The organism is Micromonospora sp. LZ34, assembly GCF_052981855.1.
This window is the reverse complement of the sequence record NZ_JBRIQN010000080.1, coordinates 1-16,052: the sequence shown is the minus strand read 5'-3', so window position 1 is coordinate 16,052 and position 16,052 is coordinate 1. Positions and strand designations below refer to the sequence as shown.

Here is a 16,052-nt window from a genome sequence, read left to right as displayed (position 1 = left end):
TGCGGTGGGTGTATCTCCACGTGCTGCGCGAGCTCGCCCAGCACTGTGGGCACGCAGACATTCTTCGAGAGCAGCTCCTCAACGATTAGTGCGCGGACGTCCGCTCATGCCGCCGGCTCCGCGTGGTGGTCACGTCACGTGCCTGTCAGTCGGCGCCCCAGATATCAGCCAGGGCAGCCTTCGCGCCCGGGTGCGCGGACTTCGGTAGCGCGGCGAGCACGTTGGCGGTCTTGTGGACCCAGTCCCGCTGCTCACGGGTGTCGGGGAACACCTCGCGCAGCGCGGCCCAGAACCCCAGGGCGTGGGCGCGCAGCCGGCGCCCGAACGCATTGCGGGAGAAGCGGGCCAGCATGGTGGTGGGCCGGCCGAGCCGGGCCAGACCCACCGCCACGTTCAGCGGGCTGCCGCCCGGGCGGGGGAAGAGCAGATCACTGCCGCCGGCGGGCCCGAGGTCGACGACGCCCTCGCCGAGGACGGTCAGCATGCTCACGCCCCCGCAGCCAGAGCGCCCGCCGCAGACCCACTGTTGTGGGAGCCGTCGGCAAGGCTCGGCCGAGCAGGCCTAGCGGGGCGGGACGGGGCCGGCGCGAGTTCCCGGCGGCCATGCACCGAGTACGGCGTGCCGGGCGGGCCATCGTCCAGCCGCACGGTTCCTTCGGCGTCCACCCGGACCGGGATCGGGTCGCTCAGCTCGCCGACGAAGCGGCCCTGCTCGTCGTGGTTGAGGAAGGCCAGCAGCTGCCAGTTCCCTTCGGCGTTCCGGACCAGGCGGCCGCTGTAGAGGCTGTCGTCGGTGAGCCGCTGCGCGCGGCTGGCGTCGAACGGGCCGAGCAGCGACGGGCCGGGGACCGCCCACACCCCGCACGTACCCTCGTCGCGGCACCGCGCGGCACGGTGGTCGCGCAGGCAGGAGAAGATCAGCAGCGGTTGGCCGTCGACGACCTCCACCTGCGGCACCTCCAGGTGGCCAAAGCCGCTGCCCGGCGTGGTCAGCGGCGGCTGCGTGGTCCAGTGCACCAGGTCCTGCGAGCGGGCGTGGCCGATGACGCCCCGGTCGTCGGCCGGCCCCTCGTTGGTCCGGGCGGTGATGAGCATGTGCCAGCCGTCGCCGTTCGGGTCGGGGAACACCCACGGGTCGCGCCACGCCTCGTCGTGCCAGGTCGAGTCGCCGTACCGCTCGTACCAGCGGCCGGCGGCGGTGAGCACCGGCGAGGCGGGGTGCCGCTGCCAGGTCACCAGATCGTCCGAGGTGGCCAGGCCGATGCGCTGCACCAGCGCCCGTTCGGTGCTGCCGGCGCCGGTGTAGAACATGTGCCACCGGCCGTCCTGGCCGCGGACCACCGAGCCGGTCCAGGTGGCGATGTCGTCGAAGGCCGGCCGGTCGGCGGGGACGAGCGCGTCGGCGAGCTGCGTCCACTCGCGCAGGTCGGTGGAGACCGCGTGCCCGACGCCGACCCGCCAGTGCCGCCGGTCGGGGTCACCGAGTGCGCGGGAGGCCCGCAGGAAGAACAGGTGGTGGGTGTCGCCGTCACGGGCGAACCAGAAGTCCCAGATCCAGGCGTCGGGCAGTCGCAGCACGGTGGTTACCTCTTCCTCGTACGCCGCGCGGGGCGGCGGGGGTGCGTCGGGGCCGCGGTGGCGGCGGGGGAGTGCGGGCGCGCCGGCCGGGGCCGGTGGCGCGGAACGGGTGGGCGGCGCGCGTGGCACCGGGGTGGGACGGTGTCCGCCGGCCTGGGGCCGGCGGACGCGGTGGCCGCCGGGCGGATCAGCGCGGCGGGGCGATGGACGAGCGACGGACCACCGGGCAGGGCATGACGACCTGGCGGACGTCCGGCCGGCCCGCGCCGGCCGGCTTGTCGAGCAGCTCGACCATGGTCTCCACCGCCCAGGCGCCCATCTCGTAGTGCGGCAGCGCCACCGTGGACAGCCCCGGGTGTAGCCCTTCGGCGATGAGCTCCTGGTTGTCGAAGCCGATCACCGACAGGTCGCCGGGGATGTCCAGGCCCAGCTCCGCCGCGGCGCGGTAGGCGCCCATCGCCATGCGGTCGTTGAAGCAGAACAGGGCGGTGGGCCGCTCCGGGTGGCGCAGCAGCTCGCGCGCCGCCCGGTAGCCGCCTTGGGTGTCGGACACGTCGACCCGGACGAGGTCCGGCCGGAACGCGAGGCCGGCCTCGGTCAGGGCCGCGCGGTAACCGGCGAGGCGACCCCGGGTGGCCGGGATGTCGTCGACGTTGGTCACGAAGCCGATCCGGCGGTGGCCGTGGGCGAGCAGTTCCCGCGTCGCCGACCGGCCGCCCTCGACCTCGTCCGGCACGACGGAGGAGACCGTCGGGTCGTCGCTGCTGGCGTCGAGCAGCACCACCGGCATCGGGCGCAGCTCCTCCGGCACCCGTACGACCTGGTGGTACATGGTCGCGTAGAGCACCCCGTCGACCCGGTGCTGGTGCAGCGCGTGGATCTCGCGGCGCTCCACGTCCGGGTCGCCTCCGGTGGTCAGCAGCAGGAGCACGAATCCGCGTGCCGACGCGGCCTCCTGCGCGCCGAGGATGATCCGCCCGGCGTGCGGGGTGGTCGCGATGACGTCGCTGAGCAGGCCGAGGGTGGACGACCGTTGCAGCCGCAACCCCCGGGCCAGCCCGTTGGCCGCGTAGCCGAGCTGGCGTGCAGCCGACTCGACCCGCTCGCGGGTCTCCGGGCTGACCCGGGTGCCGGACTTGTTGTTGAGCACGTGGGAGACGGTGGTCACCGAGACGCCCGCCGCCGCCGCGACGTCCCGGATGCTCGCCTTCGGTCCCATCAGCTCACCACCGCGCTGTTCGTGCGGGCCGGGCCGTCCGCCAGGGACGGCCGACCAACGCTATCGGACGGTTCACTCGTCCCACAGACCGTGTTCCGGCCAGCGGCGCGGCAGCGTTCGTCGACCGGCGGCAGCTCCGGCAGGGGCTTGTGCGGGTGGTGCTGGTACCAGTACGCGACCGAGGAGAAGTCGTTGCCCTGGTCGTTGGCGTGCCCGTGTTCGATCGTCACCTTGATCGACGTCGAGAAGCGCACCGGGTCCTCGATGTGGAACCGGTACACGCTCCACAGGCCGAAGTGCTCCTGCGGGCTGCTGGCCAGGCTGATGCCGTGGTACGGCCCTGCGTACGCGCCGCTGGGGAAGCCCCACGCGGCGTTGAAGTAGTCCTCGGTGCCCGTGCCGTGTAGCGACGGCGGCCACTGCTCCCCGTCGATGAAGATCATGTCGTCGCCCTCGCCCGGCCAGGTATACGGCTGGTTGGAGGCGTTGTGGTTGTCGATGCTGAGCACGCAGCCGACGTAGTGGCCGGTGCCCTCGGCGTCGAGGATGACGTAGTTCTCCTCGCCGGTGAGGTTGGTGCCGGGCAGGTCCCACGGTGCGGGCACCTCGCCGGGGGCGAGCCCGTTCGGCACCGGGGTGCAGGGCTTCTCCTGCCGGTAGTACGCGTGGAAGTACGCGACGTCGTCCGGCTTCGCCTCGTCGGTGAGGTCGTAGTCGATGTAGTAGAAGAGGTTCTCGACCGGCTGGTCGCTCTCGTTCCGGATGACGATCTTCGCGTGGCTGCCGAACGGCATCGGGAAGTACGAGTTCATCGCGGCGGCGAACGGGCCCTTCGGGCCTCGGCGGGGGCCGAACACCATGCTCAGCGGTAGCGACACGTAGTGGGTGCAGGTAGCGTGGCCGACGCCGAAGAAGTCGCCCAGCGGGCTGCGGACGCTCGGGTTCTCCTCGCCGTCCCAGTACATCTCGATGACCAGTTTCCGCAGGTACTTCTCGGAGTAGCAGCGGGTGGTCAGCCAGATGTGCTCGATGACGCCGGTGCCGGTGATGTCGGCCAGGACGTGGGTCCCACCGGGCGGTACGACGGCGAAGTCCCGGTTGCCGCCGGTGCGGTCCCAGCTCGATTCGCGCTTGGAGCGGCCGGCCTTGACCCGGGTGAGACCCGCGAGGGGGCTGGTGGGTCGCCAGAACGACATGGTGTTCCTTTCAGGGGTTGTGCGAGGGGGAGCGGCGGTCAGCCCTTGACCGCGCCGAGGCTGAGCCCGGCGACGATCCGTCGCTGCAGCAGCAGCGTGAGCACGACCGCGGGTATGGAGTAGAGGGTGGCGAGGGCCGTCATCGGCCCCCAGTCCAGACCGAACTGGCTCTGGAAGTTGGCGATGGCGATCGGGGTGGTCTGTGCCTGGACCGAGGTGAGCAGCAGGGCGAACAGGAACTCGTTCCAGGAGGCGAGGAAGGCGAAGATCGCGGTGACGGCGACACCGCCGGAGACCACCGGCAGGACGACCCGTAGCAGCGCGGCGAACCGCCCGCAGCCGTCGACCAGCGCCGCCTCCTCGATCTCCCGCGGGACGTTGTCGAAGAAGCTGGCGAGCAGCCAGATCGACAGCGGTAGCGCCACGGTGGTCTGGGCCAGGGCCAGTCCGGTCGGTGTGTCGGTGAGGCCGACCGCGCCGAGGATGGTGACCAGCGGGATGCCGACGGCCACGGCCGGGGCCATCCGGACCAGCAGGGAGCCGGCCATCAGCGCCCGTCCGGTCCGCGTGCGGTACCGGGTGATCCCCCACGCCGCCGGCACTGCCAGGGCCATCGATAGCAGCGTCGCGATCACGGCGGTGCTCATGCTGTTGAGGAACGAGGCGGTCACCCCGGGCCGGTTCAGCGCGGTGACGTAGTTGTCCAGGCTGAAGCGTTCGGGCAGCACGGTGGGCGGCACGGCGATCGCGTCGACCGGCGGCTTGACCGACGTGAGCATGAGGTAGACGAAGGGGAACGCGTAGAGGATGACCATGGCGACGGCCGCCGCCCAGAGCAGCCCGGTCCTGATCCGTCGGGTGAGCAGGTGGGACATCAGGACTCCCTACCGGGCCGCCAGATGGTCAGTACCGCGACCATCGCGACCAGCATCATGACGATCATGAACAGGGTGCTGGTGGCGGCGGCGGTGCCGGGGTCGTTGTAGCTGACCATGGTCTTGTAGATGGTCAGGCTCAACGTCTCCGACGCCGACTGCGGTCCGCCGTCGGTCTGGACGAGGATCACGTCGAAGGCGCGCGCGGCGTCCACGCCCCGAATGATCAGCGCCACCGCGATGACCGGTCGCAGTAGCGGCAGGGTGACGCTGACCAGCAGCCGCAGGCCGCGGGCGCCGTCGAGGCGGGCCGCCTCGTACAGGTCCGGCGGGATGGCCTGGAGGCCGGCGTAGAGCACCAGGGTCATGAACGAGGTGGTGAGCCAGATGTCGGGCAGCGCCACCGAGAAGAGCACCAGGTCCGGGTCGCTGAGCCAGGACACGTCGCCGGGGGAATCCAGGAGCCCCACCCGGGACAGCAGTTCGTTGATGATGCCGACGTTGTCGATCATCAGGAACCGCCACAGCAGGCCGGCGACCACCGGCGCGATCATCAGGGGGTACAGGAACACCGTCTGGAGGATGCGGGCCTTCGGCCCGAGCCGGTGGAACAGCAGGGCCATCACCAGGCCGAGCAGCAGCTCGGCGGCGACCACGATGGCCGTGTACGCGAGGGTCCGTCCGGCCGCCGCGCGGATGCCCGGGTCGGTCAGGGCGGTGACGTAGTTGCCCAGCCCCGTGAAGTGGCGCCCGTCGCCGAGACCGGAGCCGGTGTAGAGGCTGTCGACCGCGAGCTTGACCAGCGGCCAGCCGACCAGCGCCAGCAGCACCACCGCGGCCGGCGCGGCGAGCAGGGTTGCGTACCCGGCATCGGAGAGCCCGCGGCGGGAGCCGGACCGTCGCCTGCCGGCCGGGGCCGGCGCCGGCGGGCTGGTCCGCGGCGGTGCTGCCTGCGCTGTCGGGCTCACTTGACGATGCCCTCGATCTGGGTACGGGCGGCCTTGAGCAGCGCGGCGTAGTCGGCGCCCGGGGCCAGGGCCTTCTGGATGGTGGGCACCAGGACGCTGTCGACGATCCGCTGCCAGTGCGGGCTGGCCGGGCGGGGTCGGGTGGCGCTCGCGTTGAGGGTGGCCAGCAGCGGGCCGAACGACTCGAAGCCCGGCTTCTTGGCGTACTGCTGGTAGGCGGACTTGCGGGCGGCGAGCCCGAGGCTCGTCTCGATGCTCAACGCGTTGTCGTCGTACGCGGCCTTGATGAACCGCTTCGCGAGGTCGGCCTTGGCGCCGCCCTGTGGGGCGGACAGGTACCAGGGTCCGGGGATGCCGGCGACGCCGGCGGTGCCGCCGATCATCGGGGCGGCGCCCACCTTGCCGGCGACCTTCGCGCCCGCCGGGATCTGCCGGTACGCGTGTGCCCAGAACCGGGTCATCGCGGTCTGGCCCTGGTTGAACAGGTTCTGCGCGGCGTTCCAGTCGGTCTGGGCGGCACCGGCCGGGGCGACCTTGTGCTTGTTGTTGAGATCGGCGTAGAAGGCCAGGGCGGCGACGTGCTGGGCGTTGTCGACGATGACGGTGCCGCTGTCGTCGAACACCACGCCGGGGGAGCCGGCCTGGAGCACGTGGGCGAGCCACTCGGTCTCCACCGCGCCCTTGACGTCGGTTCCGTACAACTTCTGGTCCGGGCGGGTGAAGAAGGTGGCGATGTCGGTGAACTGCTGCCAGGTGGTGGGCGGGGCGAGCGGGTAGCCGTACCGGCGCTGGAAGGCGGCCTGCTCCTTCGGATCCTCGAGCAGATCCTTGCGGTAGAAGAGGATCTCGCTGTTGGTCCAGACCGGCATGCCGACGAACCTCCCGCCGGACTGCGCCTCCTGGACCAGCGCCGGGAACAGGTCCCCCTTGACCTCCGCCGTGAAGAGGTCGTCCAGCGGGGCGAGCCTGGTGGCGAACAGGGGCAGCCAGACGGCGTCGACGGCGCAGACGTCGAAGGACGGGCGGCCGCTGGACAGCTCGCTGGTCAGCCGGTTGAACAGGCCCTCGTAGGGCAGTTCGACCAGCGTGACGGTCGTGCCGGTGTCGCGCTGGAACTTCTCCGCCACCGGCTGGAGTTCGATCTTGCCGCCACCCTCGCAGGCGACAGTGAGGGTTTTGTCACCGCCCGAGCCACCGGCGGTCGTCCCGCCGGCGCCGCAGGCGCTGGTGCCGAGCAGGGCCGCCGCGCCGGCCCCGGCCGTGAGTCCGAGGAAGCCGCGGCGGTGCCAGCCGGCCGCTGTCGGGGAATCGGAAGTTGCCATGGGTGCTCCGTTCAGGGGTCGTCGGGGCGCGTGGGGGCGCGCACCCGAGCGATGGTGGGATGCCGTGAACCGAGTGCCAAAACCTTTTGGCAAAAGCTTTTGGCAGAGCGTAGGGAGCCACTTCCGTGTCGGTCAAGAGTCCGGCGCGTTAAATCCCGACCGCCAGACGCCGGTCCGGCCGCCGCCAGCCGGCCCAAGGGGCGGGATCGCCTCGTCCGGGAGGGCCGCCGGGTCAGGCCGAGGCGCGCGGCACGAGGGGACAGGCCACCGCGCTGACTCCGGTTGGCAGGGTGCCGCGAAGCAGGTGCTCGACGGCGAGCCGGCCCATCTTGCGGTACGGCAGGGCCACCGTGGTCAGGGCGGGGCGGAGGTGGGCCGCGATCTCCTCGCGGTTGTCGAACCCGATCACGGCGACGTCCTCCGGTACACGCAGCCCACGGTCGCGGAGCAGGTCGTACGCGCCCATCGCCATCCAGTCGTTGGCGCAGAAGAGCGCGGTCGGCGGCTCCGGCAGGTCGAGCAGGCCGGCGGCGTGCGCGTACCCGGACTCCTGCCACCAGTCGCCGGTGCTGATCAGGCGCTCGTCCACCGGGAGACCCGCCGCGACGTGGGCGTCCCGCCAGCCGGCGAGGCGGCCCGCCGACGCGGGGTAGTCGGGAGGGCCGTTGACCAGCCCGATCCGGGTGTGCCCGGCCTCAATAAGGGTGACGGTGGCGAGCTGGCCGCCCTGCCGTTCGTCGGGCACCACGGCCGGCAGCCGCCGCTCCGCTTCGACGCAGTTGACCAGCACGGTCGACGGCAGACGGGCGACCTCGCCGTCGAGCGACAGCTCCCGATGGTGGTCGGTGGCGAGGATCAGCCCTTCCGGCTGCCAGCGCGTCATGCCGGCGGCGGTGTCGATCATCGACTCGCCGCCGCCGCCGCCGTCGGTGTCGACGATCAGCAGGGTCATGTGACGGCGGACCGCCGCCTCCTGGGCGCCCTTGACGATGCCCACCGCGTACGGGGTGGTGGCGATGGCGCTGGTGACCAGCCCGAGCACGCCACTGCGGTTGGACCGGAGCCCCGCTCACCTGCCGGCCGCACATCCATGGGGCGATCCGGTGATACCGCCATGACCGGCGTCCGGGCGCCGTTCGAGGCTCCTTCTATTACCTTGCCCCCATTGCGGGTGCGCCTCAGTCGCGGTGCGGTCCCGCGATTTCGCCCGACCCGCGGGCGATCAGCCGCGTCGGTACGAGGTGGGTCCTCGGCTGCCATTGCTCCCCGTCGAGGCGGCGGAAGATCAGGGAGGCGGCGACCCGGCCCATCTCCGACGGGTTCTGTGCGACGACGGTGATGCCCGGCTGGAGCAGGTCGGCAAGGGGGAAGTCGTCGAAGCCGACGAGGGCGACCTGCTGCTGCTTGCCGAGTTGCTGCAGCGCCCGGATGGCGCCGATGGTGACGAGGTTCTGCGAGGTGAAGAGGGCTGTCGGCGGGGACTCGCGGGTCAGCAGCCGGCGGGCCGCCTCCTCGGAGTCGCGTTCGGTGTGCAGGTCGTGGATGATGTTCGCGGCCTCCGGCCGGATGCCGTGGTCGCTGAGCGCCTCCTTGAATCCCCGGAAGCGCTGCCGGGCGGTGGGGATCGCCTGGAGGTCGCCGAGGTAGGCGATGTCCCGGTGGCCGTGCCGGACCAGGTGGTGGACAGCGGCGGCGGCGCCGTCGTGGTTGTCGGTGAGGACGGCGTCGACGGGCAGCCCGACCGGGGGCCGGTCGACGAACACCACCGGGGTGCCGGCGTTGACCTCGCCCATCAGGTAGTTCTGGTTGTCGCTCGCCGGCACCACCACCAGCGCGTCGGCCTGCCGCATGGTGAAGGCCCGGACCAGGTCGCGCTCCCGCTCGGGGCTCTCGTCGACGCTTCCGGCGAAGATCAGCACCTCCCGTTCGCGGGCGGCGTCCTCCAGCGCGCGATGCAACGCAGAGGAGAAGGGGTTGGCCAGGTCCTCGAGGACGGCGGCGATTGCCGCGCTGCGGCCGCCGGCGCGCCGCAGGCTGCTGGCGGTGAAGTTCGGCCGGTAGTCGAGCTGCGTGATCGCCCGCTGCACGGCGGCGATCTTCGACGGGGAGACTCCCGGTTCGCCGTTGACCACCCGGGAGGCCGTCTTCGTGCTCACGCCGGCGAGCAGGGCGACGTCCCGTAGGGTGGGCCGGCCCCGGGCGACCGTCGAAGCGGAGACCGCACCGTCCATGAGCGCTCCTAGCGGAGACGACGCCGGGGACCGCGGTACGTGGCCGCGGCCCCCGGACTGCTGATGATCGGGTCCCAGGTTATCGCCACACGGACCGCAGCGGCCGGATGGTGAGTGACCGCACCAGCACCTCGCCGCCCTCGGCGAAGAGCCGCGTCTGGTCGCTGCCGGGTGCCGGGAAGATCTGGTCGGTGATGGTGGTCTGACCTGCCCCGCCGAACACCTCGACGGAGGAGCGGTCCACGTAGATCGTCATGCGTACCCGGTTGTCGTCGACCGAGAGCGGGCCGGAGTGCACGCCGGGGAAAAGCGGGCTGAACCCGACGTCGCCGGACCGGGTCCGGTCGACGTAGAGCCGCCGCGCGGCGGCGTCGTACCCGATCACGGTCCGCTCGCCGTCGCCGCCGCGGACGTGCAGGCCGAACCGGTCGGCGTCGCGCAGCTCGAACTCCGCCTCGATCTCCAGCACGGTCCCGTCGGCCGCCGCCGGCAGGTCCCGCACGCCGGGTCCGACGACGGTGTCCCGCAGGGCGTACGCGCTGTCGGCTCCGCGGAGCCGGCGGATCTGGCTGACCGGTCGCTGGACCAGCCGTACCTCGCCGTCGATCGTGGCGAGCCCGAATTCCCGGGGCAGGGCCATCGCGCCGCGCCAGGGGGAGGTGGGGATGCCGCCGGCGTACTGCCAGTTGTTCATCCAGCCGACGAGCACCCGCTTGCCGCCCGGGACGCCGTTGTAGGAGACGGCGGCGTAGTAGTCCTTGCCGTAGTCGACCCAGTCGTAGCGCTCCAGTTCACTCTCGGCCGGCCGGTCGGCGAACATGACGTGGTCGACGAGGATGTGGCCCCAGCCGCCGGAGTTGAAGTCGTTGATCTCCAGGTGGGCCCGCCTGCCAGCGAGGTCGCGTACGTCCCAGGCGACCCAGTCGAGGCGTTCGCTGTCCTTACCGGTGGCGGTGCGGACCACCTCGCCCTCGACGACCAGGTTGACCGCGGTCTCCACCGACCGGGGCAACACCGGTTCGTCGGTCGCGATCAGGTGGTCGACCAGCAGGTGCCCCCAGCCGCCGGTGTTCTCGTCGACGATGCGCAGCTGCGCGCTGCGGCCCCAGTACTCGGCCACGTCCCAACTGCGCCAGTTCACGAAGCCGGAGAAGTTCCCGGTGCCGGTTCGTACGACCTCACCGTCGACGAGCAGCTCCACCACCGTCCGCGCGCCCGCGCCAACGTGGCCGCCGGCGCCGACGAGCACGCTGAGGTGGTTCCGATCGATCGGGAACGCCGGCGAGGTGAGGGTGCCGGTCGTCGTGTCGGCCTCGTAGAACGTGGTGAGCAGCTTGTCGCCCACGTGCCCGCGCTCGGACCGTGCCGGACCCACGACCGGCGTCCGGCCCCGCAGTCCGCCGGTGGCCGTCCAGCCCGCCTCCTCGTACGTCCGGCCGTCGGGCAGCTCGAAGTCGAGCACGGTCTCGGCGCCCTCGGGCACGAACTCGGTGGTCGTGCCCGGCAGGTGCGGGTGCGCGCCACCGCCGACGAGGAGGTTCACGAAGTCCTGGTCGAGGGTGAATTCGGGGGAGGTCATCCGCCCCTTCGGGGTGTCGAAGCCGAGGAAGCTGTTGACCAGGGAACGGCCGTGGAAGCCGGTGACCAGCTGTTGGCCGGGGACCGTCCCCGGGTAGGGAGCGGTGCCGAAAGGCCCGGGGGCCAGCGTCGGGTCGTTCTCGATCGTCCACCCGGCGTAGTCGCCGTCAAAGTCGGCGAACAGTGTCCCGGCCGGGGGTTCCGGCTCGCCGGTCACCACGTTGTCGGCGGTGAAGGTGGTTCCGTCCCAGTCACCCACGAAGTACTGCGCGCCGGACCCGCCGGCCACCGCCCCGGGGTTCAGGTTGACCACCAGCACCCACTTGGTGCTCTGCGGGTCGCCGTCGACTGGCACCTCGAACAGGTCTGGCACCTCCCAGACCCCGCCGATGGCGTTGGCCGGGCCGAAGTCGCTCAGGTGGGTCCACGCTTTGAGGTCGGCGGAGCGGTAGAAGCGCACCTTGTGTTCGGTGGCTAGCACGATCGCCATGACCCAGTAGCCGGCCTCGGCGTCCCAGAAGACCTTTGGGTCGCGGAACTCCCGGGAGTTGAGGTCGAGCACCGGGTTCCCGGCGTACTTCGTCCAGGTCCGGCCGCGGTCGGTGCTGTAGGCGAGCGACTGGGCCTGGATGCCGGTCGCGGGGTAGGCGCTGGTGTAGACGGCGACCATCGCCGGCGCGTCGGGGCGGCCGAAGCCGGAGGTGTTCTTCTCGTCGACGACGATCGACCCGGAAAAGATGTGCTCGTCGGCCGAGTAGGGCAGTGCGACCGGCAGTTCCTCCCAGTGGAACAGATCGCGGCTGACCGCGTGGCCCCACGACATGTTGCCCCACTGCGCGCCCGCGGGGTTGTGTTGGTAGAAGAGGTGCCATTCGCCCTGGTACCAGACCAGCCCGTTCGGGTCGTTCATCCAGTTGCGCTCGGGGCTGAAGTGGATCTGCGGGCGGTACGGCTCGTCCCTCGTGCCGGCGGTCGCACCGCTGGCGGTGGCGCCGGGCATCGCCGCCACCACGACCGCGGCCGCACACGCGGCCAACCATCGTCGGATCCTCATCCACATCCTCCGTCCGTCGTGGACGCCGGCCGTCCGGCCAGCGGTGGGCGCCCGGGTGTCAGCGCTGGACACCGGTCGGCGATGGGGGTGCCGGGTGCAGCGCGGGCGTCGGCCGTCCGGCCGGCGGTGGGCGCCCGGTGGAGCGATCCTGCGGTCATCTGACATCGATGTCAACCGTGCGGGTGCGAATACGAGCGGCTACCGGAAAAGTCTTCGTCATGGCATTGACATCTTCGGGGACCCCACTGGAAACTGCCCTGACATCGTTGTCATTACTCCTTCCCGGCCGGGTGCCGGGACGGTTCCGAGGGAGAAGACATGATCCAGAGCATTGGCCGCCGCCCTACGGCGCTGCTGGTCGCCGCCGCAGCGGCGACCAGCATGGTCGTCAGCGGTTGCGGCGGCTCCGGTGACGAAGGATCCGGCGACGGCGACTCGACCGTGGCCGTCTCGCTGATCACCAAGAACTCCACGAACCCGTTCTTCGTGACCATGCAGCAGGGGGCGAAAAAGGCCGCCGACGCCGAGGGCGTGAAGCTCAACCTCGCCGCGGGCAAGGAGGACGGCGACGAGGCCGGCCAGGTCCAGGCCATCGAGGACGCGATCGCCCGGGGCGACGACGGCATCCTGATCACCCCGAACGGTCCCGGCGTGAACCCCGCCATCAAGAAGGCCCGCGACGCCGGGCTCTACGTGATCGCCCTGGACACCCCACCCGACCCGGCCGACACCGTGGACATCACGTTCGCCACCGACAACTTCAAGGCGGGTGAGCTCGTCGGCAAGTGGACGGCGGTCCAGCTCGCCGGCAAGCCGGCGACCATCGCGCTGCTGGACCTGTTCAACGACAAGATCGTCTCCGTCGACTACAACCGGGACCAGGGCTTCCTGACCGGGATGGGCATCGACACCGCCGACAAGAAGAAGAACGGCGACGAGGCGAAGACCGGCAACTACTCCGGCGGCACCTACACCATCGCCTGCAACGAGCCCACTCAGGGCGCCGAGGACGGCGGCCGCACCGCCATGGAGAACTGCCTGAACAGGAACCCCGACATCAACGTCGTCTACACCATCAACGAGCCGGCCGCGGTCGGCGCGTACAAGGCGCTCCAGGCGGCGGGCAAGACCCAGGGCGTCCTGGTCGTCTCCATCGACGGCGGCTGCGACGGGGTGAAGCAGGTCAAGGACGGCGTCATCGGCGCCACCTCGCAGCAGTACCCGCTGAAGATGGCCGAACTCGGCGTGCAGGCCATCAAGAAAATCGCGAACGACGGTGAGAAGCCGCAGGTCACCGGTGGCCTCGACTTCTTCGACACCGGCGTCACCCTGGTCACCGACAAGCCGGCCACCGGCGTCGAGAGCATCACCAGCGCCGACGCCACCGGGCGCTGCTGGGGCTGAGTCCACCGCTGTCTCGGTCGAGGCGCCCGGGAGCTCGCATCCCGCGCCCTCGACCGGGCAGTCGTCCGCCTCCGTCGACCACGGCAGGGAGCAACCCGTGACCACGACCACTCCACCGACCACCGCAGCCCAGCAGTTCGCGCTGCGCCGGCACTCACCGCTGCAACGCGTTCAGCACCTGCTGCACGCACACCCGGCGATCAGCCCGTTCCTCGTGCTGGTCATCGCGTTCGTCGTCTTCTCCACCCTCAACCCCCGCTTCGCCTCGCCGAACTCCCTGTCGCTCGTCCTGCAGCAGGTGGCCGTGATCGGCGCGCTCGCCGTCGGGCAGACACTCATCATCCTCACCGCGGGGATCGACCTGTCGGTCGGCGCGATCCTCATCCTGGCGATGATGCTCTCGGCGAAACTGGCCGAGGGGCAGGGGCTGCCGGGCGCGCTCGCCGTCCTGCTCGCCATCGCGGTGGGCGCCGCGGCGGGCGCGCTCAACGGCGGGCTGGTGACCCGGCTGAAACTGCCGCCCTTCATCGTCACCCTGGGCACGCTCAGCGTCTTCACCTCCATCGGGCTGCTCTACTCCGACGGCCAGAGTGTCCAGGCCACCGACCTGCCATCCGTGCTCAGCTGGACCGGGGAATCCTTCCCGGTGGGCGAGTTCCGGATCACCTTCGGCGTCGTCGCGGTCGTGCTCCTCTACCTCGTGGTGGGCTACGCCCTGGCCAAGACCGCCTGGGGCCGGCACGTCTACGCGGTCGGCGACGACAAGGAGGCCGCGCGGCTCGCCGGCATCAGGGTCGACCGGGTCCTGCTGAGCGTGTACCTGGTAGCGGGAGCCATCTACGGAATCACCGCCTGGATCCTCATCGGACGGGCGGGCGCGGCCAGCCCGAACGCCATCACCGACGCCAACCTGGAGAGCATCACGGCAGTGGTGATCGGCGGCACCAGCCTCTTCGGCGGCAGGGGAGTGCTGCTCGGCACCCTGCTCGGCGCGCTGATCGTCGGGTTCTTCCGCAGCGGCCTCTCCCTCGCCGGCGTCGACGACCAGTACCGGGTGCTCGCCGTGGGCCTGCTGGTGATCCTCGCCGTGGCCGTCGACCAGTGGATCAGAAGGGTGCGAGCATGACCGCCACCACGCACAGCCCAGGCAGTCGGCCGCCCGCGGCAGAACCGGCGCAGCGTACGCCGGTGCTCTCGGCCCGCGGATTGGTGAAGACCTTCGGCAAGGTCGTCGGGCTGGACGGCGTTGACCTCGACCTCTATCCCGGCGAGGTGCTCGCCGTCATCGGCGACAACGGCGCCGGCAAGTCGACGCTGATCAAGTGCCTCACCGGCGCGCTGACCCCGGACGCTGGAGAGCTGTTCCTGGAGGGCCGGCCGGCGCACTTCAAGCGCCCGCAGGATGCCCGGGACGCCGGTATCGAGACGGTCTACCAAACCCTGGCCGTCGCCCCAGCGCTGGACATCGCGAGCAACCTCTTCCTCGGACGCGAGAAGCGCCGCCGAGGACCGCTCGGGTCCGTCTTCCGGATGCTCGACCAGAAGGGCATGCGCCGCGAGGCCGCCCAGGCCCTCGCCGACCTCGGCATCGGCACCCTGCAGAACGTCGCGCAGGCGGTCGAGACGCTCTCCGGAGGCCAGCGGCAGGCCGTCTCGGTGGCGCGGGCCGCCGCCTTCGGCAGCAAGGTGATCGTGCTCGACGAGCCGACCGCCGCGCTCGGGGTCAAGGAGTCCAACCAGGTACTCAGACTGATCGAGGAGCTGCGGTCACGCGGACTCCCGGTGATCCTCATCAGCCACAACATGCCGCACGTGTTCGAGGTCGCCGACCGCATCCACATCCAACGACTCGGTCGATGCGCCGGCGTGGTCAGCCCCTCGTCGCACACCATGGCCGAGGCGGTAGCCATCATGACCGGTGCCACCACCCTCGAACAGCCTCCCGGCCACGCAACGGGCTGATCCACGGCCAGGCACAGCATCGACGCCCATGCAGAAAGGAGAGACGTGATCACTGTCGTGGGAGAGACCCTCGTGGATCTGATCGAGGAGGCAGCAGGGACGATGGCGGCGTACCCCGGGGGAAGCCCCGCGAACGTGGCCACCGCTCTGGCCCGACTCGGTCAGCCCACCACCCTGCTGACGCAGATCGGCGACGACGTACACGGGCGGATGCTCCGCGCCTACATCGAACGCAACGGCGTACGCCTGAGCCAGCAGTCGATCCTGGACCTGGCGCAGACAAGCGTGGCGACGACGCACCTGAATCCCAAGGGCCAGGCCACCTACGACTTCAACATCGAATGGCGAGCCTTCCCCGGGCAGGCGGTCGAGGATGCGCACGGCGATTGCCTGCACACCGGATCGCTCGCCACGGTCCTACAGCCGGGAGCCGACGACGTGCTGGCACTGGTGCGGCGGGCACGCCCGTCGACGATGATCAGCTTCGACCCGAACTGCCGTCCCTCTGTGACCAGCGACCCGATCGGCGCCCGAGGGAGGATCGACGCCTTTGTCAGTTTGAGCGACGTCGTCAAGGTCAGCGGCGACGATCTGGACTGGATCTACCCGGGCCGCCCCTACCAGGAGGCGGGGCGGAGGTGGCTGGCCCTCGGCGCACACGTTGT

At 71.0% G+C, this 16,052-nt stretch carries 14 protein-coding genes and 1 pseudogene; 5 read left to right on the top strand and 10 right to left on the bottom strand.

Going from position 1 to position 16,052, the window contains the following annotated elements; translation table 11 throughout:
- Positions 1 to 8 precede the first annotated feature (8 nt).
- The gene (locus tag ACVCAH_RS35635) at positions 9 to 89 is read left to right on the top strand and encodes a mycothiol transferase (protein ID WP_447140619.1); all 81 of its coding nucleotides are present in this window, start codon (positions 9 to 11) and stop codon (positions 87 to 89) included.
- A 59-nt stretch (positions 90 to 148) separates the two neighbouring features.
- Here the strand turns inward: ACVCAH_RS35635 and ACVCAH_RS35630 are convergent.
- The 10 genes and pseudogenes from ACVCAH_RS35630 to ACVCAH_RS35585 all read right to left on the bottom strand — a co-directional run.
- Positions 149 to 301, bottom strand: a pseudogene (locus tag ACVCAH_RS35630) (IS256 family transposase); the annotation flags it as partial.
- 185 nt (positions 302 to 486) lie between these two features.
- Positions 487 to 1,578, bottom strand: a complete 1,092-nt coding sequence (locus ACVCAH_RS35625; RefSeq protein ID WP_447140618.1) for a glycosyl hydrolase family 32 — start codon at positions 1,576 to 1,578, stop codon at positions 487 to 489.
- Between the two features lie 187 nt (positions 1,579 to 1,765).
- Positions 1,766 to 2,797 carry a LacI family DNA-binding transcriptional regulator gene (locus ACVCAH_RS35620; RefSeq protein ID WP_447140617.1) on the bottom strand — a complete coding sequence of 344 codons (1,032 nt, stop codon included), beginning with the start codon at positions 2,795 to 2,797 and terminating at the stop codon, positions 1,766 to 1,768.
- A complete protein-coding gene (locus tag ACVCAH_RS35615; protein WP_447140616.1) occupies positions 2,797 to 3,993 on the bottom strand; it encodes a glycoside hydrolase family 172 protein in 1,197 nt (398 codons plus the stop codon). Before ACVCAH_RS35615 ends, ACVCAH_RS35620 begins: the two co-directional genes overlap by 1 nt.
- A gap of 38 nt (positions 3,994 to 4,031) precedes the next feature.
- Entirely contained in the window at positions 4,032 to 4,868 is an 837-nt protein-coding gene (locus tag ACVCAH_RS35610; protein ID WP_447140615.1) for a carbohydrate ABC transporter permease, read from the bottom strand.
- On the bottom strand, positions 4,868 to 5,836 hold the full coding sequence (locus tag ACVCAH_RS35605; protein ID WP_447140614.1) for a carbohydrate ABC transporter permease: 969 nt from the start codon (positions 5,834 to 5,836) through the stop codon (positions 4,868 to 4,870). The genes ACVCAH_RS35610 and ACVCAH_RS35605 overlap by 1 nt, the downstream gene beginning before the upstream one ends.
- Positions 5,833 to 7,158 carry an ABC transporter substrate-binding protein gene (locus ACVCAH_RS35600; protein ID WP_447140613.1) on the bottom strand — a complete coding sequence of 442 codons (1,326 nt, stop codon included), beginning with the start codon at positions 7,156 to 7,158 and terminating at the stop codon, positions 5,833 to 5,835. Before ACVCAH_RS35600 ends, ACVCAH_RS35605 begins: the two co-directional genes overlap by 4 nt.
- A gap of 232 nt (positions 7,159 to 7,390) precedes the next feature.
- Positions 7,391 to 8,200 carry a substrate-binding domain-containing protein gene (locus ACVCAH_RS35595; RefSeq protein ID WP_447140612.1) on the bottom strand — a complete coding sequence of 270 codons (810 nt, stop codon included), beginning with the start codon at positions 8,198 to 8,200 and terminating at the stop codon, positions 7,391 to 7,393.
- A 136-nt stretch (positions 8,201 to 8,336) separates the two neighbouring features.
- On the bottom strand, positions 8,337 to 9,389 hold the full coding sequence (locus tag ACVCAH_RS35590) for a LacI family DNA-binding transcriptional regulator (RefSeq protein WP_447140611.1): 1,053 nt from the start codon (positions 9,387 to 9,389) through the stop codon (positions 8,337 to 8,339).
- A 79-nt stretch (positions 9,390 to 9,468) separates the two neighbouring features.
- On the bottom strand, positions 9,469 to 12,021 hold the full coding sequence (locus ACVCAH_RS35585) for a GH32 C-terminal domain-containing protein (RefSeq protein WP_447140610.1): 2,553 nt from the start codon (positions 12,019 to 12,021) through the stop codon (positions 9,469 to 9,471).
- 318 nt (positions 12,022 to 12,339) lie between these two features.
- On the opposite strand from ACVCAH_RS35585, the gene ACVCAH_RS35580 reads away from it, so the two are divergent.
- From ACVCAH_RS35580 to ACVCAH_RS35565, 4 genes are all read left to right on the top strand, one after another.
- On the top strand, positions 12,340 to 13,425 hold the full coding sequence (locus ACVCAH_RS35580; RefSeq protein ID WP_447140609.1) for a substrate-binding domain-containing protein: 1,086 nt from the start codon (positions 12,340 to 12,342) through the stop codon (positions 13,423 to 13,425).
- 97 nt (positions 13,426 to 13,522) lie between these two features.
- Positions 13,523 to 14,551 carry an ABC transporter permease gene (locus tag ACVCAH_RS35575; RefSeq protein WP_447140608.1) on the top strand — a complete coding sequence of 343 codons (1,029 nt, stop codon included), beginning with the start codon at positions 13,523 to 13,525 and terminating at the stop codon, positions 14,549 to 14,551.
- Positions 14,548 to 15,387: an ATP-binding cassette domain-containing protein gene (locus ACVCAH_RS35570; RefSeq protein WP_447140607.1), complete on the top strand. Its 840-nt coding sequence runs from the start codon at positions 14,548 to 14,550 to the stop codon at positions 15,385 to 15,387. The genes ACVCAH_RS35575 and ACVCAH_RS35570 overlap by 4 nt, the downstream gene beginning before the upstream one ends.
- Before the next feature lie 45 nt (positions 15,388 to 15,432).
- Positions 15,433 to 16,052: PfkB family carbohydrate kinase (locus tag ACVCAH_RS35565; RefSeq protein ID WP_447140606.1), on the top strand; the 620-nt coding region annotated here is incomplete at its 3' end.